The sequence below is a fragment of the Xanthomonas sp. NCPPB 4467 genome, from assembly GCF_041475665.2.
GTDB lineage: Bacteria > Pseudomonadota > Gammaproteobacteria > Xanthomonadales > Xanthomonadaceae > Xanthomonas > Xanthomonas dyei.
The window spans coordinates 2217964-2229498 of sequence record NZ_CM191260.1 but is presented as its reverse complement, the minus strand read 5'-3'; the positions used below and the strand labels follow the sequence as shown (position 1 = coordinate 2229498).

Here is an 11535-nt window from a genome sequence, read left to right as displayed (position 1 = left end):
CAGCAGCATGCGGGCGCCGCCGATTGCAACGCGTTGTCGAGTTCAGTTGCGCCCAGCCATCACACCGCCATCGACGTCCCACACGGCACCGGTGACCCAAGCGGCCTTGTCCGACAGCAGGAACGCGATCACCTCGGCCACGTCCTGCGCAGTGCCGACACGGCCGATGGGGTGGAACCCATTGAAGCCTTGCAGTGCTGCATGCACGTCCGCTTTCGGAATGAATCCCTCGTAGATCGGCGTGTCCACCACCGCCGGGGAGACGGCGTTGACGCGGATGCCCTTCGGCGCCAGTTCCATCGCCAGATGCTGGGTCAACGCATGCAGACCGGCCTTGGCCATCGAATAGGCCGATGACGGCGTGGCCGCAATCGCCTGCTTGCCCCACATCGAGCCGATATTGACGATCGCACCGCTGCGGCCGTGCGCGACCAGATTGGCGGCGACCTTCTGCGTGATGAAGAAAAACGCCTTGTTGAGCGCCATGTAGCGGTCGTAGTCGTCCTGCTGGTGCTCCAGAAACGGCTTGGGGAAAAACACGCCCGCTGCATTGACCAGCAGATCGATCTGCTGATGCGACTGATTAATCGCCGCCAGCAACTCGGCAATGCCTTGCTGGCTAGTCAGATCGGCATTCAATGCCTCCACCGATCCGAGTGCGGCCAGCGCCTGGCGGGCTGCTTCGGTCTTCTCGGCGCGCTGGCCAACGATCACCGCATGCCCGCCACCAAGCAGGATGTGCCGGGCCACTGCATACCCCATGCCGCTGGTGCCACCGACAACCAATAGCTTCTTACCGTTGAATTGCGTATCCATGATCAAACCTCGACGTGCCTGCCGTCAGGCAGGTCAGAAAGACAGCCGGCGAACCTGTCGCCGGAATGAGCCAACACCACCCATCTGCATCGCCAACGAAGACGCGGCGGGCAGGCCGTGGGGTGGCGGCCATTGTTCGGCTGGGGCGGCATGGCCACAAACCAGTTAATGTGTCCCGACCTGAAAGAAAATCTTTATCGTGAAAAAGCCGCCTGTCCACCTCAATGCACTGCGGGCCTTCGAGGCCAGCGCACGCCATCAGAGTTTTTCGGCGGCTGCGGCCGAGCTGCATGTCACACCGGCGGCAGTCGGCCAGCTGGTGCGAACGCTGGAAGACTGGGTAGGCACCCCCTTGTTTCATCGCAGCCAGGCTGGTCGCGCCCGTTTGCTGCCCACGCCCGCCGCCGAGCAGGCGTTGCCCGATGTGCGTGCTGGGCTGGATCGCCTGACCCTTGGGCTGGAACGGCTGAAGGAACAGTCCGGCGGCACCATGCTGACCATGACCGTCAGCCCGGCCTTTGCAGCCAAGTGGCTGCTCCCGCGCATCGATCGCTTCCAGACCGCGCACCCCGACATCGACATCCGGCTTGAGACCAGCCTCAAACCCGTGGATTTCCTGACGCAACGGATCGACATCGGCGTGCGCTATGGCGGCGGACAGTGACCGGGCCTGGTGGCCCTCAAGCTGATGGACGAGGAGGTCTATCCGGTCTGCTCGCCAGCGCTGATCGGCCGGCTACACGCACCGGCGCATCTGACAGGCGAGACGCTGATCCACGACCTTTCGATGGAGACGCATCCCAACTTCCCGTCATGGAGCGCGTGGCTCGATAAGGCAGGCGTCGTCGGCGTCGATGCGATCCGGGGCTTGAAGATCAACAATGCAGCCGCCGTGCTGCAGGCCGCAATCGAAGGACACGGCATCGCGCTGGCGCGCAGCGTGATGGCGCATGACGACATCGCCACCGGCCGGCTGATCCGCTTGTTTCCGCAGATGCAGTTCCCCTCGCCCCTGGCCTATTACCTCGTCAACCGCCAAGAGAGCGCACATCTGCCGCGGATTGCCGCTTTCCGGCAATGGATCTGCGAAGAAGCCAGCGCAAACAGCGCGCTCGCGGCGACGCGCTAGAGCAGCTACGACCGCGCGGCCGTCTCGGTGCGTGGCGACCAATGCGCACCACATCGCTGCAGTGAAGCATCAAAGCGCGCATATCAAATATGCAAGCGACGCATGCGACAGCCCGTTGCGCAATCAATCGCGGCATCGCTGACCACACCGCCTCGGCGCTACGCAGCAACCCCATCGCTATCTTGCAGCTGCAACTCCGACCTCGCCTGTTTGAACGCCCGCATGCGCCGCTGCAGCGCAATCCAACCGCGCCTGAATATCGAAGGCGCGCTGCGCACAGTTTCAATGGTTGAGGCCGCTAACGAACGAGGCGAGACACGATCGGGGCAACAACGCAGCCCTGTCGACCTCTCGCTCATGCCCCCGCATCCCTGCCCATCCTGGGATTCCCCCGCGCTCCGTTTCTCCGGATCACCGATCTCCCCCTATGCACACCCTCTCCGATCTCCGCATTGGTCAACGCCTGTCCCTCGGCTTTCTCGCGATCATCGTCCTGATGGTGATCCTCACTGTTGTGGGCATCCAGCGCGTACGCAGCATCGACCGGCAATTGACTGCGATCAATGAAGTCAACAGCGTCAAGCAACGGTATGCGATCAACTTCCGCGGCAGCGTGCATGACCGCGCAATCGCCTTGCGCGATGTCGTGCTGATGGACGCGCCGGCCGACCGCCACGCTGCGGAGGAATTGATCGATAAACTCGCCGCCGACTATGCCCGCTCCGCGCAGCCGCTCGACACCATGATCGCCACCTCGAGCGACGCGCGCGAAAAAACGATTCTGCAGCAGATCAAATCCATCGAGCAGCGCACCCTGCCCTCGATTGCACAGGTGCGCGCGCTCCGCGACGCATCGGACCGCTCGCATGCCGAGCAACGCCTGCTGCAGGACGCGCGCCCGGCCTTCATCGATTGGCTGGCCAGCATCAATGCCTTCATCGATCTGCAAGAACAGAAAAACCGCCAAGCCGCCAAGCAGGCCGTCGCCACCGCACGTGGCTTTGCCATGCTGATGGTGATCTCCACCGTGATTGCGCTACTGCTGGGTGCAACGATTGCCTTGCTGCTCACGCGCAGCGTCGTGCTGCCCTTGCGTCTGTCGCTGCAACTGGCCGAACGCATCAGCGCAGGCGATCTCGGTACACCCGACACCAACGCAGGCAAGGACGAATCCGGCCAGCTCCTGCGCGCCATGCAGCAGATGCAACGCCGCCTGCGCGATGTCATCTCCGCGCAGCGCACCATGGCAGCGCGTCACGACGCCGGCCAGATCAGCTATCGCACCGACGCACAGCAGTTTCCTGGCGAATACGCGCACATGGTGCAGGACACCAACGCGCTGGTGCACGCACACGTACAGACCCAGTTGCGCATGACCGAGGTCATGGGACGCTATGCAATCGGCGACCTCGCCCCGGAAATCGAACACTACCCCGGCGAAAAAGCCGCCATTACCACCACCATGCAGCAGGTCAAGCAGAACCTGCGCGCCATCAACGCACAGATCCACGCACTGACCCAGGCCGCCTGCGCGGGCGACTTCGCGCTGCGGGGCCAATCGGAAAAGTTCGAGCACGACTTCCGCCTGATGGTGGAAAACCTCAACACCATGATGGCCACCGCCGACAGCAACCTGGCCAAGTTCTCGCAGCTGCTACGCGCCATCGCCGGCGGCGACCTGACCGTGCGCATGTCGGGCAACTTCCACGGCGTGTTCGCCGCCATGCGCGACGATGCCAACAGTACCGTGCATCGCCTCACCGACATCGTCAGCCAGATCCAAACAACCTCCAACAGTATTGGTTTTGCCGCCGAAGACATCGCCAGCGGCAATCAGGAACTGGCACGCCGCAGCGAACAACAGGCTGCCAATCTCGAAGAAACCGCAGCCTCGATGGAAGAGCTGACCTCCACCGTCAAGCAGAACGCCGAGCACGCCGGCCGCGCCAACCAGCTCGCACGCGGTGCCGCCACTATCGCCTCGGAAGGACGCGATGTGGTCGGCCAGGTGATCGACACCATGTCCGGTATCGAAGCCTCGTCCAGGCGCATCGCCGACATCATCTCGGTCATCGACGGCATCGCCTTCCAGACCAATATTCTTGCGCTCAATGCTGCCGTCGAAGCCGCACGCGCAGGCGAGCAAGGCCGCGGCTTTGCCGTCGTCGCCTCGGAGGTACGTACCCTCTCGCACCGCTCATCCGATGCCGCCAAGGAAATCAAGCGCCTGATCGACGACTCGGTACAGCGCGTAGCCGATGGCTCGGCCTTGGTGCACAAGGCCGGCACCACCATGGGCGAAGTCGTCACCAGCGTGCAGCACGTCACCGACATCATGGGCCACATCTCCGCCGCCTCGCAGGAACAGGCCGGCGGCATCGAACAGGTCAATCACACCATCGCCCAGATGGACGAAACCACCCAGCAGAACGTGCGCCTGGTCGAAGCCGCCAGCACCGCCGCGCGTGCGCTGGAAGACCACTCCGCGCAGCTGATCCGCGCTGTGGAGGTGTTCAAGGTCAAGGCTGCGGTGATGTAAGCGCCTGAGCGATCGTGTTGCTGACAAACCACGGGTAGCAACACGATCCTGGAGCGCGTCGCACGTCCACCGGCGCCTGAATGTCATGTGCGTTCAACAGCGCAACAAATGTCTCACACCGTTTGGTGGAATGACCGATTGTCCGGACCATTTCGGTTGCATCCCCCGCACACCGTGGAGCAAGTGCATCGGCGCTGGCGACCGCTGTCTTGTCGCGTATTGCAGCGACGGACCTTGATGGTGGCACGACAGCACTACCGTCTCCTGTGCCCACACACGGTGACGCGCACAGGTCAAGTCACAGCACCGCGCAGCGCTATCTTGAGCAGCATTTACCCGCTCGCTATGCCGCGCATCAACGCCAGCAATGCGTGTTCCAGATCGTCTTCGAAGCTGTAGCGCAGATTTTTAAACTCATGCAACGCGATGACCTGCGCTGCGACACCAACAGGATTACTCAGTGGCCATAGCCCGATGATCAGCGGCAGCGCATGCTTGATCACCTGTTCAAATGCCGGCGTCGTCAGCGCGGGGCAAAGGCTATGAAAGGCCGCAGCAGCCTGCTGCCGGATCGTCAACAACTTGCCCTTGAACTCGACCATGCGCTCGGACGACACGTTGCGCTCAAGAATCGAGGGCATGATGCTGATCAACCGGCATAGCAATGGCCGGGCGCAGAGCGTGGAGGCAAACGCGCGGGCGATGTGTTCGATCGTCGACCCGTTTTTCCCGGTGCGCGCAAGCGCCGCGCCAAGTTCATGCTGCCAAGCCGCAAATTCCTCGACCAACACGTCCATCAACACCGCCTCGCTGCTTTCGAAGTAGCGGTACACGTTGGACTTGGTCATCTGCGCGTGCCGCGCCAATTCGTTGATGCCCAGATCCAGCGCAGCCGGACTATCGGTCAGCATCGCGCGGGCAGTCGCCAGCAGGTGTCGGCGGCGCTCTTCTTTCTGCTGGGGCGAGCGTGCACGGGCGTAGGACGTGAAGGAATTCATAACAGATCGTCGATTTCGCTTGATAAAGGACCATCGGTCTTCTAAATTACAGACCACCAGTCTCCAATCTTGCCTGAAAGCCAGGTTGTCGGCCACCTCCGCCCTTCTGCACAAGGCACGACCATGCATAGCGATCGCAACACCTGGGTTCTCATTACCGGCGCATCCAGTGGATTTGGCGAAGAGTTCGCCAGGCAATACGCCGCCAAAGGCCATCCACTGATCCTCGTCGCACGTCGGCTGGACCGGCTGGACGCGTTGGCGAATACGTTGCGGCAAGAGTTCGGCGTCGACGTCATCGTCGAGCGAGTCGACCTCTCCAATATCGATGCCGTCACCGCCTTGCACCGCAATCTTCACGAACGCGGCATCGCAGTGGAGATCTTGATCAATAATGCGGGGCATGGCCTGCAAGGCGCCTTCCTCGATACCCCGATACACAGCGCGCTGGACATGGTGCAGCTGGATATCACAAGCCTGACCGTCATGACCCACCTGTTCGGCGCGGACATGCGCAAGCGCGGCCATGGAAAGATCCTGCTTGTCGCCAGCCTGTTGTCGCATTTCGGCGTTGTGAATATGGCTATCTACGGCGCGGCAAAAGCCTATGTCTTGCGCCTGGGCGATGCACTGCACCGCGAGTTCAAACGCGACGGTGTCACCGTCACCTCGCTCTGCCCCGGCATGTCGGACACCGGCTTTGCGCAGGCGGCAAATCAAAAAATTACGCTAGGCCTGAAGCTGCTGATGATGAAGCCGGCCCCGGTCGTCCGTGCGGGAATACGCGCACTCGATCGCGGCCGCATCAGTGTCGTTCCCGGCATCTCTAACAAGGCCACAACAGTCATGATCTGGGCCACCCCGCGCTGGCTGCACCAAGCGATTCTCGGATATTTCATGAATGGTTGAGCGCTCGACCAAGGCAGTCCATCGAGCCTAACCAGATCGTCGACGTTAAGGCGACACCGCCTGCAGCGCATCGGCGGCTGTAGCGTCATTCGCCGCATTATCGGCGAGTGACTGGCAGAGAGAGTGGGATCGGATCACCTCCGACCTAAGCCCTTCTCACCGTTGCAGAAAGCCTGCTTGGCAGGTTTCCTTTCAGTGTTTCCTCGATCATATCCGCCCAACACCATGCATTGCCAGCGAGGCGATGCAGGGCAGTGCTCTGTTAGTCAGGCTACCTGCCGATAGCTCCAAGGCAATACCTACCATCAAATTCCAGCGATTCAACTCGTTGAATTTGTGAGGTAAATCGCCAAGCGAGCTCTTGCGCACGAAGCGCCAACTGCTTGTATGTGTGCTTACCCAACACAGGAGCACCCATGCATCACCAAACGCAGATCCAGGTCGCCAGTCGCCTGCTCGGCCACCTCCTTCAGCAGCGCACCACGCGCCTTCCCCCTCACGAAGTAGAGGACATTCAATACGCGCTCGATTTGGCGGCAGAGCTGCTGAGGCTCGGCGGACCAGGGCCAGCCAGTCAAACCCAGGCGTCAGCGATGGCACCGCCTCAACCCATCCTCGTCAAACGAGCGGCCGTTGATCGCAGCGTTGTGCCGACCATGCCCGCTTCAATCGAGGAGTGGCGTGAAGCGCGAAAGAAAAACAAGGACGCGCCTCCCCGCCCCAAGGAGTCCACTGGAATCGAGCACATAGATCTGCGCCCTCGTCCTCGGTCCCGGCACTGAGGGCCAAGAGAAAAAAGCCCCGCATCAGCGGGGCTTTGACATTCATCAGGGCCGCGGGCGCCGGCTTCTTGGTCGCGGCGCTGGCATCGGCATCGAAGAGGGCTTAGGCGAGGCAGGAGCGACCTTGACCGACTCAACAAACCGGCTAGCAATTTCGAGCTCAGGATTCGCAAGAACCTCCCCACTCCACTGCTCCAGTTGAGCCGCACGGGTCTCTATCTCGTTCTCGTCGTCGTTCCACTGCTGCTCTGACATGGCTGCCTGGGCTGCCGCCAGTTCGTCTGCGCGCTTTTCGAGAACAGCCAAGCGTCGCCCCCGCCGCTTTTCCCATTCTTCAGAGGACCATTCGCCATTGGGACGGGGATGGTCGCCACTGAACTGTTCCCACGCCTGCTCGGCCAAGTGGAAGAGACGCTGGGCACGCCCCGACGTCCCCCCGCCCTGAGTAGCGATCGGGTTTAGAGTCCGGGGTTGATGATATCGGTGTTTGCCAGATGTTGGGCATAAGCGGACGGCGTCATGCCGCCAATTGCTTTCTTGGGTCGGTCCTCGTTGTATTCGCGTCGCCAGCGTTCGATCTCGGTGCGCGCATGCAGCAGTGTTGGGAACCAGTGTTCGTTGAGGCATTCGTCGCGTAGCCGGCCGTTGAAGGATTCGACGTAGGCGTTCTGGTTCGGTTTGCCTGGCTGGATGAGCCGCAACTGCACGCCACGGGCATGCGCCCAGACGGCCATGGCCTTACCGCAAAACTCCTTGCCGTTGTCGGTGCGGATCACCTGCGGCAGGCCGCGACTCTCTGCCAGCCGGTCCAGCACACGCGTCACACCATGGCCCGAGATTGAACGCTCCACCTCGATGGTCACTGCTTCGTGTGTCGCGTCGTCCACGATCACCAGACACTTGATCGCCCGGCCTTCGGCGGTGCGGTCGAAGACGAAGTCCATCGACCACACTTGATTGGCCTGGGATGGCCGCAATAACGGCTGACGCTCGCCCACCGGTACTTTTTTCCGCTTGCGGCGACGGACTTGTAGCTGCTGCTCGCGATACAACCGCTCCACGCGCTTGTAGTTCACCAGGCGTCCTTCCTGTCGCAGCTTGAGATAGATCATCCCCGCACCGTAGCGGCGATGGCGATGCGCCAACGCAAGAATGCGCTCGCGCAGTTCGCCGTTGCGGTCTTGGCGTGGGCAATAGCGCAGCGCGCTGGCGCTCATGCCGATCGCCGCCAAGGCACGACGCTCGCTGGCACCACGCCCGATCCACTCGCACACCAGCGCACGACGCGCCGGTGCGCTCACCACTTTTTTCGCAACGCATCCTTGATCAGGTCGTTCTCGAACAACTGCTCGGCCAGCAACTTCTTCAGTCGCGTGTTCTCGGCCTCAAGGTCCTTGAGCCGCTTGGCATCGGGCACGCTCATCCCGCCGAACTTGCTGCGCCACAGGTAATAGGAGGCCTCGCTGAAGCCATGCCGCCGGCAAAGGTCCTTGATGGCCACGCCCGCTTCAGCCTCGCGCAGGAAGCCAATGATCTGCTCTTCGGAAAAACGCTTCTTCACATCCAATCTCCTCGGGATAGGGAATTGGACTCCAAACTGAGGTGCTACTCAAAATTGGGGGGACGTCGGACCCACGAAAAGCACTCATGCTCAACGCATTTCGGGCTCAGTAGCTGAGGCATGTATATCAACGAAATGCCGCCTAGCTGTGGGACACTCGAGGCATCTTTGGACTGGCACCGAGCCATGGGAAATGAACGACTGAAAGCGGCCCTGGACCCTTGGATGCGCGTGGAAACGTGGCATACCTTTCACCCGCTTGACGAGCAGCGCTTTCATCTAGCACTGGCTGCCGCCTTCGAGGTGGTTGGCCTGCCCGCTGAAGCCTTGGAGTTTGAGACCGCGATGCTGGCGCTCGCGCGCAAGCACCACGGTGAAGTGATGCTCCATCACATTGACGCGATCGAGGCCTATGCGCAGCTCGCCGAGAACATCAGCTTCTATCTTCACAACACAAGAGCATGACTGCCGCCATGAAGCGTTTCCGCCACTTGCGCAGCCTGGTGCTTGCAATGCTTTTGGTCGTCTCACTTGTCGGGTGCGCAGCGACTGGCCCCGTCACTAGCCTGCCCATCGAAGCCCCGTGCGTCTGGGCGAGATTGCGGCGGTCGACGGGCCCAAGGTGCGCCCCGATCACGTCATTGAGGACAGCCGTTGCCCGCGGCCGACGTTCAATGCGTCGTGGCAGGCCGGTTGATCGTCAGGACGACCGTGATGGGCGGCGGCTGGTCTAAGCAGGTCGATCTAACGCTGGGTATCCCGGTGTCTGTCGCCGATGGTATGTTGACGCTGGTGGACGCCACACCAGTGCTCATCAGCGGGCACACCGCCATGTCATCGACCGCACGTTTCAGCTTCAAGTTTCAGGGCGGCCGCTAGCCAACGTGATCTGCTCTAAATTGATTGGGTGTGCGTCTTTCCGAACAATGGTTAGCTATCGACTTTCGCTGGATGACTCTGCCGGAAGTAACGCTTCTCTGAGCACGATAGCAAGTCAGCTAACCCACGCATCAGCTCTGCTTCCTACGCCCCAACCAAAGCACATCATTGCAAATGACGCCACAGCCGTCGGCACAGCAAGCCGGGGCTCTAACGGATGCGCCATTCTTTTAACAGCGCACGTGCCCGCAGTCCGATGAAGCTGTTCGCGTTGGCCTGCGCCTGTTCGGACTCCCGCTTGGCTTCTGCTTCCCCGATGACACCCTCCTGCGCTTCGTCGAAGTGAGCCATGGCCCAAGTGGTGGCGGCTTCTTGCGCAGCCTTTCCCTCCACATCGTGCATGGAAATGTAGGCCCGCAGCGGCGGCCACATCTGCGGACGTCCCGTGAGTTCGTTCATGCTATGGAGCAGCCTGTTCCTCGACAGACCTAGATCAGGATTTCGTATCGCCTCCTGCAGCATGCTCAGTGCCGCCTCCCGGTTTCGCGTGTGCATGAGCTTGTGCTTCAGCATTTCCGAAAAAGCGGTTTTAACATCACCCCGCACGGGCGGCCCGCCACCGCCTACCTGGGTCATGCCATCCATGTTCAGGGTCTTGACGGTGTGCTCGCTCAAAAACTCGCCGAAGCTGCTTCGGAATTCGGGAGACGTGATGGCCTCGGCCACCACTTGGTCCAGCAGGCGCATGTCGGCCGGCGTGATGGGACTGTGGAAGATCATGGCGTTTTGTGCCAGACCCTGCATCCACTTATCAAAACGCTCTCCCAGGTCGGCATCGATGCCCCTCAACATACGCGTGAACTCGGGCCCGCGGTTCCACGATGCCCCGGCCTGCTCTACCGCAGGCATCGCCGGTGGTCGCGTTCTGCCAGCGAGCGGCTGCGCCGCGTGCTGCACCGGCTGCGGGTTGCGGATTTGGGCCAATTGGCGGCGCAAATGATCCGGCACCTTGATTTCGCAGTTGGCGGGAAGCCGCGCAAGGGATGGCTGGAGGGTTTGCAGACCCGTGCCGCGAAGGTCCAGGAGTTGCAGCTGGGAAAGTTCCCCCACGCTGTCGGGCAGATGCCGGAGTGCGGAGCAGTCTTTCAGCGACAGTTTCCTCAGGTTGCTCATTTGACCGATGTCCTCGGGCAATTGCGCCAGCCGGCCGTTGGAGGACAGGTTGAGTTCTTCCAACCGGTGCAGCCGGGTGAAGCTGCCTGGCAGTTGCTCCAGCTTGGAGTTCGATACCACTTCCAGTGACGTGAGTCCCTGCATGTTGCCGATGTTTTCAGGCAACTCCCGGAAATGCGACGAGTACGACACGCTCAATTGGGTCAACTGGCTCAATTGGATGATGCTGGCCGGCAAGCGCTCATAGCGTCCGCCACCCAGCGTGAGGCTGCGCAGGCTTTGCATGCGCCCTAAGTCGCTCGGCAACTCCTCCAACGGTATCGCCGTCAACTGAAGGGTCTCCAGGTTGGGCAAGCTCGTCAAAGACGTTGGCAGCCTTTTCAAACCTGGGGTGGCGGCCACCTGCAGGTGGCGAAGCTGGCGGAGCTGCCCCAGGCTGTCTGGCAGCGACTGAAGCCCGGTATTGATCAGCAACAGTTCCTGCAGTGCTTCAAGTCGGCCGATTGCATCAGGTAGCGTCGTAGCAGGAAGGCCGTAGTTGAGTGCGAGCCTGGTGCTTTGGCGGGCGGCTGCACGGCGGATTGCGTCTGCCACGCCTTGCAGAACCTCCCGCGACATATCCCTCTCGCCGTTGTGCAGGTTGTAGCCGCTAGGGACCCGCTCTGCCATCGGCAGGCTGCGTGCGAGCCAATCTTCGATGTCGTGCTCTATGCTGCGCGGTGATGCAGAAGACGCGCCAGCTAGCGAAA

The 11535-nt window shown here is 61.5% G+C and carries 8 protein-coding genes and 2 pseudogenes; 6 read left to right on the top strand and 4 right to left on the bottom strand.

The features are described 5' to 3' along the window. Positions 1 to 42: 42 nt before the first annotated feature. Entirely contained in the window at positions 43 to 816 is a 774-nt protein-coding gene (locus ACCQ06_RS09815; protein WP_316692071.1) for an SDR family NAD(P)-dependent oxidoreductase, read from the bottom strand. 199 nt (positions 817 to 1015) lie between these two features. On the opposite strand from ACCQ06_RS09815, the pseudogene gcvA reads away from it, so the two are divergent. Together gcvA and ACCQ06_RS09805 are read left to right on the top strand one after the other, a co-directional pair. After that, positions 1016 to 1945 (top strand): annotated as a pseudogene (gene gcvA / locus ACCQ06_RS09810) (transcriptional regulator GcvA). Between the two features lie 427 nt (positions 1946 to 2372). Further along, positions 2373 to 4484, top strand: coding sequence for a methyl-accepting chemotaxis protein (locus ACCQ06_RS09805; protein WP_228325578.1), 2112 nt, complete (start codon positions 2373 to 2375; stop codon positions 4482 to 4484). Positions 4485 to 4816: 332 nt separating this feature from the next. Here ACCQ06_RS09805 and ACCQ06_RS09800 read toward each other — a convergent pair whose 3' ends face one another. Next, complete coding sequence (locus ACCQ06_RS09800) at positions 4817 to 5578, bottom strand: TetR/AcrR family transcriptional regulator (RefSeq protein WP_316692070.1); 762 nt, start codon at positions 5576 to 5578, stop codon at positions 4817 to 4819. A gap of 27 nt (positions 5579 to 5605) precedes the next feature. Between ACCQ06_RS09800 and ACCQ06_RS09795 the strand changes: the two genes are divergently transcribed. Further along, a complete protein-coding gene (locus ACCQ06_RS09795; protein WP_316692069.1) occupies positions 5606 to 6391 on the top strand; it encodes an SDR family NAD(P)-dependent oxidoreductase in 786 nt (261 codons plus the stop codon). 416 nt (positions 6392 to 6807) lie between these two features. Then, positions 6808 to 7173 carry a hypothetical protein gene (locus ACCQ06_RS09790; RefSeq protein WP_316692068.1) on the top strand — a complete coding sequence of 122 codons (366 nt, stop codon included), beginning with the start codon at positions 6808 to 6810 and terminating at the stop codon, positions 7171 to 7173. Between the two features lie 458 nt (positions 7174 to 7631). Here ACCQ06_RS09790 and ACCQ06_RS09785 read toward each other — a convergent pair. Continuing rightward, positions 7632 to 8734 (bottom strand): IS3 family transposase gene (locus tag ACCQ06_RS09785; protein ID WP_316688085.1). Its coding sequence is split into 2 segments (ribosomal slippage): positions 7632 to 8476 and positions 8476 to 8734, totalling 1104 coding nucleotides; the frame shifts between segments, so codons are not numbered across the junction. 120 nt (positions 8735 to 8854) lie between these two features. Between ACCQ06_RS09785 and ACCQ06_RS09780 the strand changes: the two genes are divergently transcribed. Next, positions 8855 to 9199, top strand: a complete 345-nt coding sequence (locus ACCQ06_RS09780; protein ID WP_316692067.1) for a hypothetical protein — start codon at positions 8855 to 8857, stop codon at positions 9197 to 9199. Beyond that, positions 9196 to 9613: pseudogene (locus tag ACCQ06_RS09775) on the top strand (hypothetical protein). The gene ACCQ06_RS09780 and the pseudogene ACCQ06_RS09775 overlap by 4 nt, the downstream one beginning before the upstream one ends. Positions 9614 to 9823: 210 nt before the next feature. Here the strand turns inward: ACCQ06_RS09775 and xopAE are convergent. Continuing rightward, positions 9824 to 11455: a type III secretion system effector XopAE gene (xopAE, locus tag ACCQ06_RS09770; protein ID WP_228325608.1), complete on the bottom strand. Its 1632-nt coding sequence runs from the start codon at positions 11453 to 11455 to the stop codon at positions 9824 to 9826. Positions 11456 to 11535 lie beyond the last annotated feature (80 nt).